Raw genomic sequence first — 19,104 nt, 5'->3', positions numbered from 1 at the left:
AACGGGACTGTGACAGACTACGCTATCGAGGCCCGTGACGTGGCGGTGACGTACGCGGACGGAACCGAAGCGGTCCGTGACGTCGACCTCCTCGTGGAGACGGGAGAGTTCTTCGGGTTTCTGGGCCCCAACGGCGCGGGGAAGACGACGCTGATCAAGACGCTCGTCACGCTGTTGCGACCGACCGACGGCACGGTGACGGTAAACGGGTTCGACGCCGTCGCGGAACCACGCAGCGTGCGTGCGACGGTGGGATACATGGCCCAGGAGACGAGCATCGATCCGGAGTTGACGGCTCGAGAGAACCTGCGGTTCGCGTGTGACGCCTACGGGGTTCCGCGAGCGAAGCGGGGCGACCGGATCGACGAACTGCTCGAACTCGTCGAGCTGACCGATGTCGCGGACAAGGTCGCCGACGACTTCTCCGGGGGGATGAAAAAGCGTCTCGACGCGGCGACCGCGCTCGTCCACCGGCCGCCGTTGGTCTTCCTCGACGAACCGACGACCGGGCTCGATCCGGCGGCGCGAAACCGGCTCTGGGAGTACTTCCGGCGGATCAACGACGAAGGGACGACCGTCTTCCTGACGACCCAGTACCTCGAGGAGGCCGACCAGTTGTGTGATCGGCTGTCGGTCATTCAGCAGGGAACAGTCGTGGCGGAGGGGACGCCCGAGGCGCTGAAACGCCGCGTCGGCGGTGAGATCCTCGCCGTCGAGTTGGCGAATACCGACGAGAACGACCGGGCCGTCGCCATCGCGCGCGAGGAGGGATTGTTCGCGGACGGCGCGGTGATCGAGCCAAGCGAGTCGGGAGTGACGGTGACCGCGCGCGACGCGCGGACGCGCGGGACGGATCTATTGGTCGCCCTTCGGGACGCCGGCATCGACGTCGTCGGGTTCGACGTCCGGGCACCGACGCTGGACGACGTGTTCCTCGCGGTGACTGGCGATCGAACCGGGGACGGTTCGGAGGCGGGACGCGAGTCGGTGCCGACCGACGCCGTCTCGTCCGAGGCGATCGGCACCAGGGGCCACGAGTCGAGCGGGACAGGAGCGAGCGACGGCAACGGGGCGGCCGGCGAGGTGGATCGATGAGCACGCCGAGCGTCGACCGGTACGGCGGGAGCTTCGCGAGCGACGTGTGGGTCACGTTCGTTCGGTGGACGATCAAGTCGGTTCGGAACCCGTTCGTCCTCGTCGTCTCGCTGGTGCAGCCGATCATCTTCCTCGTCCTGTTCACGCAGGTGTTCGGTGGGGTCGCGACGCGTGCGCTCGAGGGAATCAGCTACGAGACCTACCTCGTGCCGGCGATCGTGATTCAGGTCGCCCTGGTTGCGGCGGCGACATCGGGCATCGGGCTGGTCAACGACATCGAGAACGGCATGTTCGAGAAGACGCTCGTGAGTCCGATGAACCGCAGCGCGCTCTTCCTGGGCAAGACGCTGGCCGAGGTCGTTCGGATCGTCGCCCAGGTCGCGATCGTGCTCGGACTGGGCGTGTTGCTCGGAGCCGAAATCGCGACCGGAGTCGTCGGCGCGCTCGCGATCACGGGCATCTGTGTCCTGTTTTCGGTCTGGTTTACCGCGTTCTCGAACATGTTGGCCGTGGTGACCCGCGACGAGGAGTCGACGATCATCGGGGCGAACCTGCTCCAGCTCCCCTTGCTGTTCGTCTCGAGTGCGTTCCTTCCGTTGCCGGCGCTGCCGGAGTGGATTCGGACCGTCGCGACGTTCAATCCGATCACGTATGGCGTCGACGCCGCCCGCGCGGTGATGCTCGGGGAGGATACGATGACCGTCGTCGAGGTGACGCGATTTGGCGGCATGTGGGATACGCTCGTTCCCGCGCTGGCCGTCCTGTTGGGACTGGCAGTCCTGTTCGGGTCGGTCGCCGTCTACGCGATCGGCCGGGCCGCAAGCGCCGACGTCCGGTAACGGGCTCGGTGATCGGGCCGAACGTCGCGTGAGCGATTCGACTGGCGTGGCGTAACCGATACGATTTAGCGGTCGTGGTGGGAGGGTGACGTATGGACCGATCGGGATTCGTCAAACTCGCGGTCATCGCGTTCGGGCTCGTCGTCGTGAGCTTCTTCGTGCGGGGACTCAGCCGGCTCGTCCTCGGCGCGGAAACCGCGGCGTTGCTCCAGGCACCCCTTGCCGTCGTCGGGTTCGGCCTCTTCATCTATCTCTTCGTCAGGGCGACGCTCGACGCGATCGGGGTCTGGGAAGTCGAGCGTTCGGACCCGTGAACGGAAGGAAACCGTTTTTCGACCGCCGCTCGAACCCTCGAGCATGACCATCGACGTGCAGCCGATCGCCGATCTCGGGCCCGACGACCGCGTGGCTTTCTTCGAGCGCGACGCCGGTATCGAGGGGGTCAGGGACGACGTAAGCGAGATCGTCGACCGCGTCCAGACGGAAGGCGACGTCGCCGTCCGCGAGTTCACGAGCGAGTTCGACGACGTCGAGGTCGGTAACCTCGAGATCACCGACGAGTGTGCGCGTGCGTACGAGGACATAGACGACGAGATTCGGACGGCGATCGAAACGGCCGCGGCGAACGTTCGCGAGTTCCACGAGGCACAACTCCCCGAGGACTGGCAGCGGGAGTTCGATACCGGACGGGAACTCGGCCGCCGCTTTCGACCGCTCGAGCGAATCGGCGTCTACGTCCCCGGCGGCTCGGCGGCCTATCCCTCGAGTGCGATCATGGGCGTCGTCCCGGCAGTCGTGGCCGGTGTCGGTCACGTCGCGGTCGTCACGCCGCCGGCGGACGATCCGAACCCGGTGACGTTGGCCGCGATTCACGCTGCCGGTGCGGACGCGGTCTACAGCGTCGGTGGCGCACAGGCGATCGCCGGACTGGCCTACGGGACGGAGACGATATCCCGGGTCCAGAAGATCGTCGGCCCCGGGAACAAGTGGGTGACCGCGGCCAAAGCCGAGGTCCGGGGCGACGTCGAAATCGACTTCCTCGCGGGACCGAGCGAAGTGGTCGTCGTCGCCGACGAGACTGCCGATCCAGAGCTCGTCGCCGCGGAGCTCCTCGCCCAGGCGGAACACGACCCCAACGCCTCGGTCGTCGCCGTCACCGACGACGAGGCGACCGCGGACGCCATCGTCGCGGCCGTCGACGAGCGGGTTCCCGCGCGCGAGCGGGCCGACGTGATTCGAGCGGCCCTCACAAACGAGACGAGCGGGGTTCTCCACGCCCGCTCGATGAGCGAGGCGATCCTCTTTACCGAGGAGTACGCCCCCGAACACCTCTCGATCATCGCCGAGGACGACGAATCGCTCCTCGAGCGGATCGACAGTGCAGGGAGCGTCTTCCTCGGGCCGAACACGCCTGTCGCGGCCGGCGACTACGCCAGCGGCACCAATCACGTCCTGCCGACGAACGGCGGCGCGCGCGTGACCGGCGGGCTCTCCGTCGAGACCTTCCTCAGATCGACTACGGTCCAGCGGCTTTCGGGCGAGGGACTGGCCGAGCTGGGCGAGACGATAACCACGCTCGCCGACGCCGAGGGCCTCGAAGCCCACGCCGAAAGCGTTCGAACTCGACTCGGAGAGAGGACGGACTCCGAGCGCTAGTCGCCCCCATCGAACGAGAACGTCGAACGCGGGTTCGGCGTTCCGACTCGGCAACCGAGTTCCGATATCGCGACCGTACTGCGACGGTCGACGGCGAAAGCGGGTCGACTCGAGGGGCCCTCCGACCGCCTGTGAGGGGCGGGAGTGCGGGCTCGCAGAACGGCGACTGAAGGCCCGGAATCGTGACTGAGATCCGGACCGTCCGATCCGTCGCTCGAAGGAGCACGAGTACCGATGGCGGGTTCGGAGACGGTCGGTACGGGCCGAACGAAACCGGATTCGGCTAGCCCACCGGTGAGAGAATGGCGTCACAGTTAACATCGTCGCGCCGAAACGAAGAGGTATGAGCACGGACAGTATGGACGGCGGGGAGGCGAACACGCGGCCGAAGATCGAGGTCACCGAAGACGCGGCCGAGCAGGCGCTTTCCTTGCTCGAGGGGGAAGACCTCGACGTGACCGAGGCGGGCCTTCGGCTGTTCGTCCAGCAGGGTGGCTGTGCCGGTCTCTCGTACGGAATGCGGTTCGACGACGAACCCGACGAGGACGACACCATCTACGAACACCACGACCTTCGCGTATTCGTCGATCCGGCGAGCCTGAAATACATCGAGGGGAGCGTCCTCGACTACGAAGACGGCCTGCAGGCCGAAGGGTTCCACGTTGACAATCCGAACGTCGTCAGCGAGTGTGGCTGTGGCGAATCGTTCCGAACGTAACTCGATCGCGTCTCACGCCGCCGTCCCGTTTTTACGGTTCACCCCGTCGATCGCGAGTTGCGACGCTCGTATACTGGGCTCGCACGGCGGCGTCCGCAAATAGAGACTCCCCCTCGAGTGGCGCTTTACTCCTCGAGTTCGAACGCGACGGTGACTTCGGCCTGGTACTCCCGGTCCTCGGCGCTGGCGATTTCGACGCCCAGTTCGTCGACCTCGATCCAGTGGACGTTCTGGAGCGTCGCTTCCGCACGATCGATGGCGTCGTCGGCTGCGGCGTCGAAACTGTCAGTGCTGGTACCGATGAGCGTAATCTTCTTGAATACCATGGCCCCTGGTAGTATACCCCGTGGGAACGTAAAGCTGATCGTCGGTTTCGGGGAAGCGGAACCGAAGGTCGAACCCGACGCACCGTCACTCGGACCGTGACTCGAGGCGCTTGCGGATCGCGCCGGTGACGTCGGTGAGGTAGGCACCGCCCCAGAGCGCGACGATGATCGCACCGATGGAGTTGAACACGAAGTCGAGCATCGTGTCCTCGAGTCCGTACTGCGTGAGGACGGCCCTGACCCCCAGTGCCTCGGCCGACAGCGCGATGACGAACTCGAGGATCTCCCAGAGGACGCCGAAGGCGAGGACGAACAGGAGAATGAAGACGGCGACGAATCGGCCGGGGAAGTAGATCCCCGCCGCGTGCTCGTGGAGTGCGCGGACCGTGGCGTATCCGACGGCGGCGACCAGCGAGGCCGACAGCGCGTGGGTCATGTGGTCCCACCACCAGACCTGGCTATAGAGTGTCGCGGTGGCTCCCGGTAGTCCGACGGTCCCGAAGGCATGGAGGAAGACGGCGGTCGTGATCCACAGGGTCAGCCGCGGATCCATCGGGATCTCGTAGTCGCGCTCGAGAATCGGGGGGAGCTGCGTGACGATCAGCGCCACCCCGGTATTGATTACGATCCCGCCGTTGCCGCGATCGATACCGACGAACAGCATCCCGATCAGCCCGAGCTCCATGAGATAGGTGAGTTGGCGCTGGCGGCGCTTGGAACGGAGTTGCTTCACGACCTTACCCATCGTCGGCCTCCGTGATAGTCGCGGATCGATCCCGCAGGCGTTGGTCGTGGCGGGCGAACCGTCTGAAGTACAGTTCGAAGACGACGCCGGCACCGAGCCCGGCGAGGGCGGAGTAGACGAATTCCCACATCACCGCGTCGTGGTCGGCGGTAAACGGAATCCCCAGCGTCTGGGCGACGCTCCACCGCAGCAGCGCCCACAGTCCCGCTGTCGCCATCGTGGTAACGACGACGAAGACGACGGCGAAGCCGGGAGTCATCCGCACCGACGTAAACAACTGGAGTTCGACGGCGACGACGAGTGCGATGGCCGCGACCGAGAGATAGGAGGTAAAGTGCCCCGTCAACCGGTCGGACCCGACGGCCAGTCCAAGCACGGGGAGACCTGCCAACAGGAGGACTTCCCAGGGGAGCATCACCAGCGACGACCGAAACGCGATCGGTGGCAACACTGCCAACGTCACGAGTACAGCCGCGAACGTCGCCCACAGAACCCCGCCCGTCAGGAACGCGGCGACGCCGATGGCTGCGATCGCGACGACCAATAACCACGCGATGGCCGCGTTGGTGCGGTCGTCCGCGATCAAGCCCCCGAGTGGAGTCTGTGACACAGTAAATCCTACCGACTGTTCTTACAAAAGGATACGTACTTCGGCGTTGACGGACCACGATCCGTGAGGTCTACGCTGGGCCGACGACCGACAGGTAGACTGTCACGTAGGCGGCGAGGGCAATGCTCACGGCAGCCAGCGCCGTCAGCGCGACCTCGAGTATCCCGTCGGGTGAAGGCCACCGTCGGGAGAGCCAGTGGGGGAGGACGGATTCGGGCCTACCACGAACGACGCCACAGACGACCCCGACGCCGAGAATGGAGAAGACGAAGTGATAGGAGACGTCGAGCGTCGGCGGCGTCACTGCGAGTGCAGCCACGCCGTAGGCCACACCGACGGTGGCTCGCCGGTCGACGGTGGCGAGGACCGACCGATCGGTGAGTCGGCAGACGACTGCGAGCGCGAGCCAGATCGTGGCGAGTTCGATCGCGAACGCGCCGAGCAGGTGCAGCGTCGGATCCGGGTGGAGAACGACCCGGGACTCGAGGACGGGGGAGGGAAACGGGAAGAACCAGTCGGGGGGCGAGCCGGTGACGAGATCGCCCCACGGATGCGACCAGAGCCCCCAGACGGCGGCGATGGCGACCGTCGACGGCGAGAGCGTCGATCTGCGAGCGACGGCGCGGGCGACGAGGACGCCGCTTGCCACGAACAGTCCCATGACGAGCGCGGCGAGGGGCCCATCCCAGACGAGCGCGACCGCGACGAGCGCCACGAGGAGACCGAGGCCAGTAGCACGGACGCCCCACGTTCGACTGGTGCCCCCGCGGACGGCAACCAGCCCGAACGCCGGTGCGGCGATCGCGCCGACGACCAGCGAGTGGGTGACCGAGCGGTGGACGACGCGGCTCGCGTCCCAGAAGGCCGTCGACGCGCCGAGTGGGCCGTCCGCTACCTGCCACTCGAGGAGCCCGACGAGCGCGTACGCGACGTCGATGTCGGGAATCGTCGCGAACGCGCCGGCGACGACACCGACGAGCAGGGCCTGACGCGACTCCCAGCCTCGCCAGTCGGCGACGAGCGCCGCGAGGGCGAACGCGAGGAGGCCGTGACCGACGAACACGATATATCGGTTATGTGGTGAGTCCTCTTAAACGACTCGCAGCCACGAGACTCCTTACCACGGGCCGGCTACCGACCCGGCGGCTGGGTTGCTCGGTCGCCACGAAACGACGCGTCGGCGGTTATTTCTCCGTTCGATCCTTTGTAATTCGCCGCTGCCGGTAGGTCTTTGCGGGTGGCACTCGAGCACACGGCCATGGCTCAGACACCGTCGAACGAGGGGACCGACGCGCCGTCCGTCGGCGAACTCACACCACCGGATCGTACCCTGATGGGACCTGGCCCGAGCGAGGTCAACCCGCGTGTACTCCGTGCGATGAGCACGCCGCTGGTCGGTCACCTCGATCCGTCGTTCATCGAGATCATGGACGAGGTCCAGGAGCTGCTGCGGTATACCTTCCGAACGGATAACCAGTGGACGATCCCGGTCTCGGGAACCGGCTCGGCGGCGATGGAGGCCGCGATCGGCAACGTCGTCGAACCCGGCGATACGATGCTCGTCCCGACGAACGGCTACTTCGGCGGCCGGATGGCCTCGATGGCCCAGCGAGCGGGCGGCGAGGTCGTCGAAGTCGACGCGCCGTGGGGCGAACCGCTCGATCCGGACGACGTCGCGGACGCGCTGGCCGAACACGATCCGGACGTCTTCGGGTTCGTCTTCGCCGAGACGAGTACCGGCGTGCTTCAGCCCGACGTGCCGGCACTCACTGCCGCGGCCCACGACCACGACGCGCTCGTGATCGCCGATAGCGTCACCGCCCTCGGCGGCGTCGAGTTTCGGGTCGACGACTGGGACATCGACGTCGCCTACGCCGGTCCACAGAAGTGTCTCTCCTGTCCGCCGGGTGCGAGCCCGCTGACCCTCTCCGACGAGGCGATGGAGAAGGTCCTCTCCCGCGAGGAGGAACCCCGCTCGTGGTATCTCGATCTCTCCTTGCTCGAGGGCTACTGGGGGGAGGAACGGGCCTACCACCACACCGCGCCGATCACGAACGTCTACGCGCTCCGGGAGGCACTACGGCTCGTCGCCGAGGAGGGCATCGAAGACCGGTGGGCGCGTCACGAACGGCTGGCCGGCGCGCTGAAAGCCGGGGCCGAAGCGATGGGCCTGGGGATGAACGCCCCCGATGAGTACTGGCTGCCGAGTCTGAACGCCGTCCGAGTCCCGGAGGGAATCGACGACGGTAAGGTCTGTGACGCGTTGCTCGAGCGATACGACCTCGAGATCGCGGGCGGACTGGGCGACCTCGCCGGCGAGGTCTTCCGGATCGGCTGTATGGGACATTCCGCACGACCCGAGAACGTGATCTACGTCGTCACGGCGCTGGGCGACGTGCTCGAGTCGATGGGTGCAGACGTCGATCCGGGTGCCGGTGTGACTGCGACGCGACGTGCGCTCGAAAAGTAAGGGAAGCCGCTACCGGGCGGTTCGGTGCCCGTGTTTTTTACGCCGATACTCGTGGTCCTGGTGGCGCTCGTTCGACCTGATAGTCGTCTCCGTCGACGACGATAATCGCCCACTCGTAGTTCGGATTGGTCCCCTCGAGTCGGGCCTCGAGGGCATCTGCGTCCTCGGGTTCGGCGACGAAACAGTGGAACTGTCCCGACGACGACGGGGGAAGTTCGCCTGTCTCGCGGACGGCGTTTACGTGGACGACTTTCCATGCTCGTTCGGCGCGGAACTCGGGGCCGTTGCCTTCGACGGTGTAACCAAGCTCTGCGAAGATCGACCTGGCCTGCTCGACGAGCCGCATGTTAACAGGACCCATTCACTACCACCTATGTCGGCATCCACCATAAATGTTAGTGTGTGACAAGAAATATCCGGTTCCGCCGAACGAACCGGAACTGTCCTCGAATCACTATTTGACGATGTCAAACCGATCGGGTCCTGTCGACAGTAATCATCTATTACTGCCGAGCCGAGTAAGCAGTCGCTGATGGCACCTAGAGAACGGGGGTCACTCGTGGGCCGCGTCCCACTCGGTCGGTTTCCGGAAGTTCCCACACTCGTTGCACTTGATCCGGCCCATCGAGTCCATCGCGTTGTCGAAGCTCTCACAGTTCGTACAGAACCAGCCGTAACGACGCTCGGTATCGGGGGATTCGTAGGCGACGAGAAACGGACCTTTCGAGCCCCTGTCGCCCTCCGTCTCCGAAATATAGACGGTCTCACCGTCGGCAGTCGACCGAGTTTGCATGGTCCCCCGTAGTTTCGCTCGCGGTAAATGACTGTCTCTCTGGGCCAGTGCCGCCGGCTCGAGGGGGTTCACTCGAGGACTGAGTGGTGCCGAGGACAGCAGGTTCTCGAGGGGAGCTTCCGTGGAGCGCTTCGGAATGCGAGTACTGGCCATATGCGATGAATTCACAGGGTTGGCCATCCGTACTGAAAGATTTACCCGCACAGGAACTGTTCAGTTGGATAATGTCACTGGTCGTGGTTCCCGTTCGGTATCCGTTGACGAAACATTCACGACGAACACTCGAGCGTGCGATCGAGGTCGCCCGCGAGCGCGAGTCAGCGTTGACGATACTCCACGTCGATCTCTATCAGAACGGGAAGAAGGTAACGCGGATCGATCTGAAAAACGCCGTCGAGCGGACGTTCGGTCGGCTCGAGAACGCCCGGTACGTCGTCCGAACCGGATTTTTGGTCGAAGAGAGTATTCTCGACGAAGTCGCGGCGGAGAGCGCCGATGCCGTCGTCATCGGCAGCAAGCAAGCGAGCCGCATCCGACGGATCTTCCAGCGTTTTACCGATAATCCGGATATCGACCGGTACCTCCGGAACCACCTCGACTGTGAGGTCATTACGGTCGAAAGCGCACGCGCCTGACCGGCCGGAGAGAGCCGTCGCCTACTCGGCGTCACCCGCGTTGCGGACGACGAACACCGGAATCGAAGCGTTGTCCACGACCCGTTCCGAGACACTGCCCAGCGACGTCATCTTCTCGCGTGGGCTCTTTCCTCGCGTCCCGATGACGATGAGATCGATCCCGTTCTCCTCGGCGTACTCGAGAATGGTCTTCGAGGGCGTCCCCTGTCGGACCTCGCCGACGGTCTCGAGTTCCTCGGCCGTCGCTTTCGCTTCGATGTCGGCGATAGCCTCCTGGCCTTCGGCCTCGAGCGAGCGCTCGAGATCGGCGCTCGTCTCGTCGTCGGCAGCAGCGGTGACCCGGCTATCGACGACGTACAGCGCGTGGACCGTCGCGTCGTTGTTTGCAGCGATCGGCAATCCGTGGGCGAGCGTCTCGGGAATCGTGTCGCTTCCGTCCGTGGGAACGAGAATGTCGTCGTACATTTACAGGTAAATTGGACCGGCCCCAGTATAAATCACCCTCACGATACCTTGCGACTGGATCGACCGCCGGCCTCATAAGGGGGAAGGTAGTCCCTCGCCATCGGAGTGGACGGTCTCCTATCGATCGGCGGAATCGACGGGGTTCTCGCCGTGATCTCCGCTCGTCTCCGACTCGCGCGACGGGTCCGCAACCGACTGCTCGGCATCGTCGACCGCGAATCGCGCGACACCGCTGGTCTCGTCGAACACGTGATGGCGATGCGGGTAGGCGAACTGGACGTCGAGATCCGCAAAGCGGTCGCTGATAGCGTCCTGCACTGCCGATCGGACGACGGTCTGCTTGTAGGGGTGTTTCATCCAGAAGAACAACTCGAGGGCGATCCCGTGATCGCCGTACTCGTTGATATAACAGGAGGGGGCTGCAGCGTATCGGGCGCTCCCGATCCGGATATCCGGGCCGCCGGAGATGACGTCGTCGACCCCTCGAGCAGCACGCTCGGCGGCCTGTCGCGCCGCCTCGAGGTCGCTCTCGTAGGTGATATCGAACGGGATCGAAACGCGCGTCCGTTCGTCCTCCGCGGAGTAATTGACCACGTCGCGCGTGTGGATCTCGGAGTTGGGGATGACGATGAAGGTGTTCTGGAGGGTGAAGATCTTCGTATACCGGATCGTGATGTCCTCGACGAACCCGCGGTGGCCGGCGTCAGTGACCTCGATCATGTCGCCGATCTCGTAGGGACGGTCGGCGAGGACGTAGAGGCCGTTGATCAGGCTACCGGCAAGCGGGGCGAGAACGATCGCGATGACGGCCGAAATGACGGTCACCGAGAGGAGGAGTTCCGTATTGCCGAGGCCGACGATGCCGGCCGCGATAATCACCGCCCACAGGAAGACGGCCCCCCTGACACCGCGGAGAACGGTCCGGGTGACGCTTGGACGCTCGATCCGTTGGGCGATCGTCCGACCGGCGATCCGAACGACGAGTTTCGAGAGGTACCAGCCGACGGCGAGGACGACGAGTGCGAGCACGAGTTCGATCACTCGTATCGGAACCTGGACGGGCAGCAGGTTCTGGATGCCCTCGGCCGTCACGGTACCGTTTCCCTGGAGGGGCCCGACCATATCAACACGCTGCGTCCCGGTGTGGTTAAGCGTTCTGACCGTCAGTTTTGGGTACCGGTGGTGGAACAACCTGATTTCGAAAACGCGTGCTACTCGAGGTATAATAAATCATTTAGCCGGTGGGAATGTAGGAGGGAGTATGGCACCAGACGAACTTCGCTCGACCGTCGAGCGCGTCGGAGACCGGTTCAATCTCGGCGAATACGAGATCGACGCCTATCTCACCGTTCTCGAGCAGGGCCAGCTTACGGCCAGCGAGATCGCGGACCGAACGGATATCCCCCAGCCGCGGGTCTACGACACCGTCCGCAGCCTCAGCGACCGCGGACTGGTCGAACTTCGCGAGTCGCGCCCGATGAAGGTCGTCGCGATCGATCCCGACGAGGCGTTCGACGATGTCCAGACCGCCTTCGAACAGATGATCGAGGAACTCGAGGCGCGCTACACTGCGCCGGCCCGCGAGACGGAAGCGGTGTCGCTGGTCAAATCCCGATCGACGATCCTGCGGTACCTCGAGGAGGTCATCGACGCCGCGGAGTACGAACTCTCCCTGTCCCTGACGCCGGATCTGTTGACCCGGTTCGAGGCGGAACTGCGTGGGGCAGTCGAGGCCGGTGTCAGCGTCGATCTGATCGTGACGCCGGCGAGCGAGGCCCCCGATCCGGCGACGTTCGCGTACGGCGAGATCGCATCGACCGCCCGTGCGCGACGCGGAATCACGACGCCGGTCGTCGCCGTCGCCGACGGTAACTACTCGGTGTACGCGACACAGGACGCCCTGCGCGACGATCAGGATCGGTACGGTGTCATCTTCAATCGGTCGGCGCTCGGGTTTCTCATCTCCGGGTTCTTCGGAACCGTCCTCTGGACGACTGCCGACCGGGTCCTCGGCGAGGACGACAGCGCTCGGACGTATCCCCGGAAGTACGCCTCGATCCGCCGGTGCGTAAAGGACCTCCTCGAGGAAGGCGGCGAGTTCTACGCCACGATCGACGGCCGGGACGTGGATATCGGCGGCCAGCGGATCGTCGGCGGCCGAATCCTCGATATCTCCTTCGAGGTCAGCGAGGAAGTCGCCAGCCTCACGATCGAAACCGAGACCGGCGAGGAAGTTTCCGTCGGTGGCCGCGTCGCCGCCCTCGAGGACATCGAGGCCCACGAGATCCACATCGGTCGGAACGAACCGCCGACGCTCGAGGAACGCTGACAGCGACGCCGGACGCCCGGATCGTCGAGTATCGCTTCGAGTGAACGGTCGGAAGTCGACGAGTTCGTCGAACCGGTTCGACGGTGTCCCCGGGAAGTGATGCTGGCCGGAAGGGTAGTCCATCGGCCGGCACCTGCCGATGCCCGACCGACAATCGAGGATTGGAGCGCGGTTGGCGGTCCTGACGGACCGTCGTTCTTGCCGCGATCGACGATCGGTGTCCGTAACCGAAGCGATATCCGAACAGTCACATTTTATTATCAAATTTATAGCTAACAATTAAGGTGGAGAACGTGGTCTGTCTCTGCGCATGGGACACGATACCGCCGGCCAACGTGACCGCTCCCGTCTCGGGCGGCGATCGTTCCTGAGGGCTACATCGGCGTCGACAGCGGGGGCAGTCGCCGTCACGGGCTGTCTCGGCCGGGGTCGTAAACCGAACACTGTGGTGATGACCGCCGATTCTGGTGTCGCGGGGATCATACACAGCGATGGCGACGGCCCATCGGTCCAGCAGGCGCTCTGGGACGCCGGACTCGACGAGGACATCAGCCTCGAGATCCAGACCGTCGTCAGCGACTCCGCATCGCGGATGCAAACCGCCCAGTCGGCCCTCGAGGCGGGTCGCGCCCCGCCCGACATCCACATGATGGACAGCGGCTGGACGGTCCCTTTCGTTCTCCGGAACCAGACGGTCAACCTGACCGAGAACCTCTCCGAGGACGTGCTCCAGCGCGTCACCGACGACTACCTCGAGGCGATCCTCGAAACGGCGCGTCATCCCCAGACTGGAGACCTCCACGCGCTGCCGTTCTTCCCGGACCTTGGGTTCACGCTGTACCGCGAGGATCTGATCGAAGACGCCGGCTACGACACCAGCAACTGGCCGTCGGAGCCGCCGTCCTGGGAGGAGTTCTCAGCGGCGGTTCGCGATGCCCGGGATCAGGGCGGACTCAACTACGGGTTCACGACCCAGGCGGCCGCCTACGAGGGGTTGTCCTGCTGTACGTTCAACGAAGTGATGACGTCCTGGGGCGGAGCGTACTTCGGCGGGGTGAACAACCTCTTCACCGCGGGCGACCGGCCGATCACCGTCGACGAGCAACGGTGTATCGACGCGATCCGGATGATGCGCTCGTTCATCGAGGGTGAGGAGGAAAACACCATGGACGGCTATGCTCAGATCTGTCCGTCGGCGATCGTCCAGTGGACCGAACAGCAGTCGCTCAACCCGTTCGCCGCCGGCGAGGCCGTCTCGAACCGCAACTGGTCGTATGCGATCGCGGAGACGGGTACCGAAGACGCCTTCGGCGAGAACCTCGGGGTCACGACGCGACCGTACGCGGTCTCCCAGCAGGAGGCCGAGTACGAAGGCACCGGCGGCACCGTCGCGGCACTGGGCGGCTGGAATCTCGCCGTGAGCCCGTTTTCGGAGCGTCAGGAGGAAGCGCTGCAAGTTCTCGAGGCGTTCGCTACTGAGGAGGTCATGCTCACGGTCTTCGAACTCGGGGGCTACTTACCGCCAAACCTCGACCTGGTCGCGGAGGCCGATCCGGACGAGGTGGGCCCCGTCGCTCGCTACGGCGACGTGGTTCAGCGGGCCAGCGAGAACGCGGTCCCGCGGCCGGCGACCGACCTCTGGCCGGAACAGTCCGCACTGGTCTATCAATCGGTCAACGCGGCGTATCGCGGCGAGCAATCCCCCGAGGTGGCGATGAGCGACCTCGCGGCAGAGCTCGAGCAGAGCGAAGCGGAGGTGGAAACAAATGGCAACTGATACCGATACGGACGGTTTGATCGGCGGCGAGTCCGGCCGGGAACGAGACCGTGAACGGACCGGTAACGCCGTCGTCAACTGGATGGAGGGGCTGAGCGAGGCGGCATACGCGTACCTGCTGTTATTGCCGGCGTTCGCGTTGCTGACGCTGATCGCGTTCTATCCGATGCTACGGACGTTCGTCATGTCGCTTCGCGCCAACGAGACGCGGGGACTCGACCCCCTTGGCGGCTTCGTCGGCATCGAGAACTACGTCGACATCCTCACCGGGAACGCGCGACTGGCTCGACAGTTCCTCGACGTCGGGCTGACGTCGTCGTTCCCGTTCATCGAACTCGGGACCCCGTTCTTCCAGCAGGCGCTGTTCGTCACGCTCGCCTTCGCGGTCATCAGCGTCATCTTCGAGACGGTGATCGGGTTCGGCCAGGCCTACGTGCTCGATCAGGAGTTCACGGGGCGTCGCTGGGTCCGCGTAGCGATCATTCTCCCGTGGGCAGTGCCGATCGTCATTCAGGGAATGATCTTCTTCCTGCTGTTCCAGCCGACGGTCGGGTTCGGGTCCGACCTCATGCAGAGCATCGGCATCTTCAGCGGAACGCCGCTGGCTAACAGCCGCGACGCGTTCATCATCATTCTCGTGGCCGACATCTGGAAGTCGTCGGCGTTCATGGCTCTGTTGATCCTCGCAGGACTCCAGAGCGTTGACCGGAGTCTGTACGACGTCGCTCGCGTGGCCGGTGCGTCACCGTGGCAGCGGTTCAAGATGATCACGCTCCCGCTGGTGATGCCGGCCCTGTTGGTCGCGATGCTGTTCCGAACCATGGACGCGATGCGAGTCTTCGGACTGATCGAGTCGACTGCCGGCTGTACGACCGTTCCCTCGCTGAGCTGTCTCGTCGTCGAAGCGATGTTCGGCGGGACCCGCATCTACGCGACGGCCGCCGCCGTGGCCTTCGCCACGGCGCTCGTGATCGGCTTGATCATCGGCGGCTACGTGCTACTCTTCCGCGACACCGAAGGAGGGATGTACTGATGTCCGATCCAAGGGATTCCACCGATCCGAACGACACCGGAGGCATCGACGACGGCGGCGGACCGCCACGAGACCCGACCCTCCGCCGAACCGACGGCGGCACGACTGTCCTCGAGGACGACCGCGAGGCGGAACTCGACCGCGGCCCGCTCCAGCAGTGGGTCGCCGACTCCATCTCTCACCCCGAGCGGGTCTACCGTGCCATGTTCTACGTCGCGGCGATTTTCTTCCTCTTTACGACGCTGTTTCCCTTCTACTGGCTGCTCATGGTCGCGTTGACCCCGGAAGGACAGCTTCAGGACATCGTCTTCACGCCCAATGGATTCAATCCGGGCGCGTTCGTCGAGGTCTTCGAAGTCATCCCGTTCCACGTCTACATGTTCAACAGCTTCGTAATCGCGCTGGCCTCGACGGTCGTCGTTCTGGTTATCGCCAGCCTCGCCGGCTACGCCTTCGGTCGGCTCGAGTTCCCCGGGCGAACGCCGCTTATGCTACTCGTGTTGGTCATCTCCTTTTTCCCGCCGGCGGCCTTCTTCATCCCCCTAAACGACCTCTTCAACACCTCGTTTTTCGTCCTCGAGCCGATCACCGGCGATGGGACACTGTACAACACGCCCTTCGCCCTCGTGACGCCGCTGTCGGCGATCTTCATGCCGCTGGCGATCTTCATTCTCACGACGTTCTACGGGCAGATTCCCGACGGCCTCGAGGATGCCGCGCGCGTCGAGGGGACGACCCGGCTGGGTGCGCTGTTCCGGGTCATCATCCCGCTGTCGGCTCCCGGCGTCGCGACGGCCGGCGTGTTGACGTTCATCGCGGTCTACAACGAGTTCTTCTTCTCGTTCCTGATGACGGACGGCCAGCCACAGAACTGGGCACCGATCCTCGACGGGATCCTCGCCTATCAGGGACAGTACGAGGTATTGTACAACCTCATGGCCGCCGCGAGCATCCTCGGGGTGATCCCCGTCGCGATCCTCGTGGTGATCGCACAGGAAAAGATCGTCAGCGGACTCACCGCGGGCGCACTCAAGGAGTAACACAATGTCACGAGTACGACTCGAGAACATCACGAAACGGTACGGAGAGGAAACGGCGGTCGACGACATCAGCCTCGAGGTCGAAGACGGGGAGTTCGTCACCTTCGTCGGCCCGTCGGGGTGTGGGAAGTCGACGACCATGGAGACGGTCGCGGGGTTGACCCAGCCGACCGAGGGACGAGTATACATCGGCGACGACGACGTTACCGACCTCGCCCCCAAGGATCGAGGCGTCGCGATGGTCTTCCAGAACATCGCGCTGTTTCCACACATGGACGTCTACGAGAACATCTCCTTTGGACTGCGGCTCCGAAAGTACGACGACGAGGAGGTCAGGCGTCGCGTCGAGCAGGCCGCCGACATCGTCCAACTCGAGGGGATGCTCGAACGGATGCCGGCGGAGATGTCCGGCGGCCAGCAACAGCGAGTCGGGATCGCCCGCGCGATCGTTCGCAACCCCGACGTGTTCCTGATGGACGAGCCACTGGCGAACCTCGACGCGAAGCTGCGGGTCCACATGCGAACGGAGCTCCAGCGGCTCCACCGGGAGCTCGACGCGACGGTCATCTACGTGACCCACGATCAGGCCGAGGCAATGACGATGTCCAACCGGATCGCCGTTTTGAACGACGGCAAACTCCAGCAGATCGCCGCGCCGCTTACCTGCTACAACGAACCCACGAACCTGTTCGTCGCGGGCTTTATCGGCTCGCCATCGATGAACTTCGTCGAGGGGACGCTCGTCGAGGGCGGCCTCGAGACGAACAACTTCACCGTCGATCTCGACCCCTCGCGGCTGCCGGACGTGGGAATCGGCGACGACGTCACGCTCGGCATCAGACCGGAGGACGTGCATCTGTCGGCGTATGCGGATTCGCTCGCGTCGTCGACGGACAGGATCGCCGCCCAAACCGACGTCTTGGAACCGATGGGCGACGAGGTCTTCGTCTACCTGCTGCTCTCCGAGGCCGCCGCGGGATCGATGGAGCAAGATCCCGCAACGTCACCGAACCAGTTGCTGATGAGCGTCACCCCCGACACGGACATCGAGGCGGGCCAAGACGTCGACGTCGTGCTAGACCGCTCGAGGATCCACATCTTCGATTCGACCGCCGGCAACGCGCTGGTCCACGGCATTACCGATCTCCCGGACCGAGAGCCCGGCACGGCACCGACCGAAGCGGACAGTTGAGTGGGATACGCACGTCTCTCCGGCTGTGGCCGGGCCGACGACCCTCGTTTGGCGACGGATGGAAGTCGCTCGAGCCAAAGGATTCAATATAGCAGTTATTGGTGTATCAGGCTGAAACGCGACTGCGGCTAGCACTGGAGCCACAGAGAAATGACATCTGATCGATCGGACATCGAAACTGGAATCGTCGGCCTTGGTAACATCGGACAGTATCACGCGGAACGGCTCGTCGACCTCGGCGTGACGCTCACCGGTGGGATGGACATCGCCCCCGAGGCACGAACACGGTTCGCTCGACGGTACGACGTCGACGTCTACGACGACCACCACGAGTTGTACGACGCCATCGACGCCGTCATCATTACGACACCCAACAGATACCACGAGGAGTACGCGATCGACGCGTTCGAACGGGACCTTCACGTCCTCCTCGAGAAACCCCTTGGCCACTCCATCGACAGCGCCGAGCGGATCGCCGAGGCGGCAGCGACGTCGGACGGCTACGCGATGGTGGGATTCAACAATCGGTTCGCGAACACCGTACAGATCCTCTCTCACCGAATCGACCGCGGGGAACTCGGCGACCTCTCCCACGTCGAGGCCAACTACGTTCGACGGCGCGGGATCCCCGGTCGGGGCTCGTGGTTTACCCGCCAGCAGATCGCCGGCGGCGGCGCGCTCATCGACCTCGGCGTCCACGCGATCGATCTCTCCCTCTACCTGCTTGGGTATCCCGACGTCGAGGAGGTAAGCGGCGTCGTCCGCAGCGAGTTCGGCTCCAGCGAGGACTATGCCTACCTCGATATGTGGGCCGACGATGCAGGTCCCGACGGGTTCGACGTCGACGACTCGGCGAGCGCGTTCATCCGCTGTGGGGGAAATCGAACCATCTCGCTCGAGGTCGCCTGGGCGACCAACCGACCGGCGACCCACGAGTTCGTGGTCCGCGGAACCGACGCAGCCGCTCGCTTCGATCTCCTCGAGGGCGGTCTCAGTATCCACTCGGCGAGCACTGTCGGATCCGACCATCTCGAGGACATGGCCATCGAAACGAGCCAGAACGATACCCATTCGGACGAACAACGGACGTTCTTCGACCGGATCGTCGACGACGCCGAGCACGGCAACAGCGTTCAGGAAGCGCTCGAGGTACAGCGGGTCATCAACGGCATCTACCGCTCAAGCAAGGACGGCCACACGATCGGGATCGACGGGTAGACGCGCCGATCCGGGCGACGATCGCGACTCGGCGGGACTGTTCCGTCCGCCACGAGCGACGGCGCTGTTTCGGACGTGCCACGGGGCTCGGTCGGGAGCGGAAATCGGCTCCCGCTGCCGGCCGAACGCCGCCGTCGGATGCTCGGGGGCACGCGTTTTATTT

The 19,104-nt window shown here is 64.5% G+C and carries 21 protein-coding genes; 13 read left to right on the top strand and 8 right to left on the bottom strand.

What is annotated here, in order from left to right; translation table 11 throughout:
• The first annotated feature begins 9 nt into the window (after nucleotides 1-9).
• The 5 genes from J0X27_RS00915 to J0X27_RS00895 all read left to right on the top strand — a co-directional run bounded on the left by J0X27_RS00915 (nucleotide 10) and on the right by J0X27_RS00895 (nucleotide 4,308).
• Nucleotides 10-1,095 carry an ABC transporter ATP-binding protein gene (locus tag J0X27_RS00915; protein WP_207270633.1) on the top strand — a complete coding sequence of 362 codons (1,086 nt, stop codon included), beginning with the start codon at nucleotides 10-12 and terminating at the stop codon, nucleotides 1,093-1,095.
• Entirely contained in the window at nucleotides 1,092-1,934 is an 843-nt protein-coding gene (locus tag J0X27_RS00910; RefSeq protein WP_207270632.1) for an ABC transporter permease, read from the top strand. The genes J0X27_RS00915 and J0X27_RS00910 overlap by 4 nt, the downstream gene beginning before the upstream one ends.
• Before the next feature lie 92 nt (nucleotides 1,935-2,026).
• Complete coding sequence (locus tag J0X27_RS00905) at nucleotides 2,027-2,248, top strand: hypothetical protein (protein ID WP_207270631.1); 222 nt, start codon at nucleotides 2,027-2,029, stop codon at nucleotides 2,246-2,248.
• Between the two features lie 43 nt (nucleotides 2,249-2,291).
• Nucleotides 2,292-3,590, top strand: coding sequence for a histidinol dehydrogenase (gene hisD, locus J0X27_RS00900; protein ID WP_207270630.1), 1,299 nt, complete (start codon nucleotides 2,292-2,294; stop codon nucleotides 3,588-3,590).
• Between the two features lie 343 nt (nucleotides 3,591-3,933).
• On the top strand, nucleotides 3,934-4,308 hold the full coding sequence (locus tag J0X27_RS00895; RefSeq protein WP_207270629.1) for a HesB/IscA family protein: 375 nt from the start codon (nucleotides 3,934-3,936) through the stop codon (nucleotides 4,306-4,308).
• A 125-nt stretch (nucleotides 4,309-4,433) separates the two neighbouring features.
• Here the strand turns inward: J0X27_RS00895 and J0X27_RS00890 are convergent, their stop codons facing one another.
• The 4 genes from J0X27_RS00890 to J0X27_RS00875 all read right to left on the bottom strand — a co-directional run bounded on the left by J0X27_RS00890 (nucleotide 4,434) and on the right by J0X27_RS00875 (nucleotide 7,052).
• Nucleotides 4,434-4,634 (bottom strand): dodecin, encoded by a 201-nt coding sequence (locus tag J0X27_RS00890; protein WP_097379152.1) that lies wholly within the window; start codon nucleotides 4,632-4,634, stop codon nucleotides 4,434-4,436.
• Between the two features lie 85 nt (nucleotides 4,635-4,719).
• Nucleotides 4,720-5,379 (bottom strand): DUF2238 domain-containing protein, encoded by a 660-nt coding sequence (locus tag J0X27_RS00885; RefSeq protein ID WP_207270628.1) that lies wholly within the window; start codon nucleotides 5,377-5,379, stop codon nucleotides 4,720-4,722.
• On the bottom strand, nucleotides 5,372-5,989 hold the full coding sequence (locus tag J0X27_RS00880; RefSeq protein WP_097379150.1) for a hypothetical protein: 618 nt from the start codon (nucleotides 5,987-5,989) through the stop codon (nucleotides 5,372-5,374). Before J0X27_RS00880 ends, J0X27_RS00885 begins: the two co-directional genes overlap by 8 nt.
• A 70-nt stretch (nucleotides 5,990-6,059) precedes the next feature.
• Nucleotides 6,060-7,052, bottom strand: a complete 993-nt coding sequence (locus J0X27_RS00875) for a metal-dependent hydrolase (protein WP_207270627.1) — start codon at nucleotides 7,050-7,052, stop codon at nucleotides 6,060-6,062.
• A 195-nt stretch (nucleotides 7,053-7,247) separates the two neighbouring features.
• On the opposite strand from J0X27_RS00875, the gene J0X27_RS00870 reads away from it, so the two are divergent.
• Entirely contained in the window at nucleotides 7,248-8,459 is a 1,212-nt protein-coding gene (locus J0X27_RS00870) for a pyridoxal-phosphate-dependent aminotransferase family protein (RefSeq protein ID WP_207270626.1), read from the top strand.
• Between the two features lie 37 nt (nucleotides 8,460-8,496).
• Here J0X27_RS00870 and J0X27_RS00865 read toward each other — a convergent pair whose 3' ends face one another.
• Complete coding sequence (locus J0X27_RS00865; RefSeq protein WP_097379147.1) at nucleotides 8,497-8,805, bottom strand: DUF7116 family protein; 309 nt, start codon at nucleotides 8,803-8,805, stop codon at nucleotides 8,497-8,499.
• A 207-nt stretch (nucleotides 8,806-9,012) separates the two neighbouring features.
• Entirely contained in the window at nucleotides 9,013-9,252 is a 240-nt protein-coding gene (locus tag J0X27_RS00860; protein WP_097379146.1) for a DUF5816 domain-containing protein, read from the bottom strand.
• A gap of 224 nt (nucleotides 9,253-9,476) precedes the next feature.
• Between J0X27_RS00860 and J0X27_RS00855 the strand changes: the two genes are divergently transcribed.
• The gene (locus tag J0X27_RS00855; protein ID WP_207270625.1) at nucleotides 9,477-9,887 is read left to right on the top strand and encodes a universal stress protein; all 411 of its coding nucleotides are present in this window, start codon (nucleotides 9,477-9,479) and stop codon (nucleotides 9,885-9,887) included.
• Nucleotides 9,888-9,908: 21 nt separating this feature from the next.
• Here the strand turns inward: J0X27_RS00855 and J0X27_RS00850 are convergent, their stop codons facing one another.
• Nucleotides 9,909-10,352, bottom strand: coding sequence for a universal stress protein (locus J0X27_RS00850; protein ID WP_207270624.1), 444 nt, complete (start codon nucleotides 10,350-10,352; stop codon nucleotides 9,909-9,911).
• A gap of 117 nt (nucleotides 10,353-10,469) precedes the next feature.
• A complete protein-coding gene (locus tag J0X27_RS00845; RefSeq protein WP_207270623.1) occupies nucleotides 10,470-11,474 on the bottom strand; it encodes a mechanosensitive ion channel family protein in 1,005 nt (334 codons plus the stop codon).
• A 139-nt stretch (nucleotides 11,475-11,613) separates the two neighbouring features.
• On the opposite strand from J0X27_RS00845, the gene trmB reads away from it, so the two are divergent.
• The 6 genes from trmB (at nucleotide 11,614) to J0X27_RS00815 (ending at nucleotide 18,941) form a co-directional block, all read left to right on the top strand.
• Complete coding sequence (gene trmB, locus J0X27_RS00840) at nucleotides 11,614-12,681, top strand: HTH-type sugar sensing transcriptional regulator TrmB (protein WP_207270622.1); 1,068 nt, start codon at nucleotides 11,614-11,616, stop codon at nucleotides 12,679-12,681.
• Nucleotides 12,682-12,991: 310 nt separating this feature from the next.
• The gene (locus J0X27_RS00835; protein WP_207270621.1) at nucleotides 12,992-14,458 is read left to right on the top strand and encodes an extracellular solute-binding protein; all 1,467 of its coding nucleotides are present in this window, start codon (nucleotides 12,992-12,994) and stop codon (nucleotides 14,456-14,458) included.
• On the top strand, nucleotides 14,448-15,491 hold the full coding sequence (locus J0X27_RS00830) for a carbohydrate ABC transporter permease (RefSeq protein WP_207270620.1): 1,044 nt from the start codon (nucleotides 14,448-14,450) through the stop codon (nucleotides 15,489-15,491). Before J0X27_RS00835 ends, J0X27_RS00830 begins: the two co-directional genes overlap by 11 nt.
• On the top strand, nucleotides 15,491-16,531 hold the full coding sequence (locus tag J0X27_RS00825) for a carbohydrate ABC transporter permease (RefSeq protein WP_207270619.1): 1,041 nt from the start codon (nucleotides 15,491-15,493) through the stop codon (nucleotides 16,529-16,531). Before J0X27_RS00830 ends, J0X27_RS00825 begins: the two co-directional genes overlap by 1 nt.
• 4 nt (nucleotides 16,532-16,535) lie before the next feature.
• Nucleotides 16,536-17,723: an ABC transporter ATP-binding protein gene (locus J0X27_RS00820; protein ID WP_207270618.1), complete on the top strand. Its 1,188-nt coding sequence runs from the start codon at nucleotides 16,536-16,538 to the stop codon at nucleotides 17,721-17,723.
• Between the two features lie 150 nt (nucleotides 17,724-17,873).
• A complete protein-coding gene (locus tag J0X27_RS00815; protein WP_207270617.1) occupies nucleotides 17,874-18,941 on the top strand; it encodes a Gfo/Idh/MocA family protein in 1,068 nt (355 codons plus the stop codon).
• Nucleotides 18,942-19,104 lie beyond the last annotated feature (163 nt).

It is taken from the genome of Natrinema longum (assembly GCF_017352095.1).
Lineage (GTDB): Archaea > Halobacteriota > Halobacteria > Halobacteriales > Natrialbaceae > Natrinema > Natrinema longum.
The sequence above is the reverse complement of the archived record's forward strand: the minus strand, read 5'-3'. Positions and strand labels throughout refer to the sequence as shown.

Coding starts and splice junctions, on each gene's coding strand:
- J0X27_RS00910 (WP_207270632.1), top strand. CDS start 1,092: ATGAGCACGCCGAGCGTCGACCGGTACGGCGGGAGCTTCGCGAGCGAC.
- J0X27_RS00905 (WP_207270631.1), top strand. CDS start 2,027: ATGGACCGATCGGGATTCGTCAAACTCGCGGTCATCGCGTTCGGGCTC.
- hisD (WP_207270630.1), top strand. CDS start 2,292: ATGACCATCGACGTGCAGCCGATCGCCGATCTCGGGCCCGACGACCGC.
- J0X27_RS00895 (WP_207270629.1), top strand. CDS start 3,934: ATGAGCACGGACAGTATGGACGGCGGGGAGGCGAACACGCGGCCGAAG.
- J0X27_RS00890 (WP_097379152.1), bottom strand. CDS start 4,634: ATGGTATTCAAGAAGATTACGCTCATCGGTACCAGCACTGACAGTTTC.
- J0X27_RS00885 (WP_207270628.1), bottom strand. CDS start 5,379: ATGGGTAAGGTCGTGAAGCAACTCCGTTCCAAGCGCCGCCAGCGCCAA.
- J0X27_RS00870 (WP_207270626.1), top strand. CDS start 7,248: ATGGCTCAGACACCGTCGAACGAGGGGACCGACGCGCCGTCCGTCGGC.
- J0X27_RS00865 (WP_097379147.1), bottom strand. CDS start 8,805: ATGCGGCTCGTCGAGCAGGCCAGGTCGATCTTCGCAGAGCTTGGTTAC.
- J0X27_RS00860 (WP_097379146.1), bottom strand. CDS start 9,252: ATGCAAACTCGGTCGACTGCCGACGGTGAGACCGTCTATATTTCGGAG.
- J0X27_RS00855 (WP_207270625.1), top strand. CDS start 9,477: ATGTCACTGGTCGTGGTTCCCGTTCGGTATCCGTTGACGAAACATTCA.
- J0X27_RS00850 (WP_207270624.1), bottom strand. CDS start 10,352: ATGTACGACGACATTCTCGTTCCCACGGACGGAAGCGACACGATTCCC.
- J0X27_RS00845 (WP_207270623.1), bottom strand. CDS start 11,474: ATGGTCGGGCCCCTCCAGGGAAACGGTACCGTGACGGCCGAGGGCATC.
- trmB (WP_207270622.1), top strand. CDS start 11,614: ATGGCACCAGACGAACTTCGCTCGACCGTCGAGCGCGTCGGAGACCGG.
- J0X27_RS00835 (WP_207270621.1), top strand. CDS start 12,992: ATGGGACACGATACCGCCGGCCAACGTGACCGCTCCCGTCTCGGGCGG.
- J0X27_RS00830 (WP_207270620.1), top strand. CDS start 14,448: ATGGCAACTGATACCGATACGGACGGTTTGATCGGCGGCGAGTCCGGC.
- J0X27_RS00825 (WP_207270619.1), top strand. CDS start 15,491: ATGTCCGATCCAAGGGATTCCACCGATCCGAACGACACCGGAGGCATC.
- J0X27_RS00820 (WP_207270618.1), top strand. CDS start 16,536: ATGTCACGAGTACGACTCGAGAACATCACGAAACGGTACGGAGAGGAA.
- J0X27_RS00815 (WP_207270617.1), top strand. CDS start 17,874: ATGACATCTGATCGATCGGACATCGAAACTGGAATCGTCGGCCTTGGT.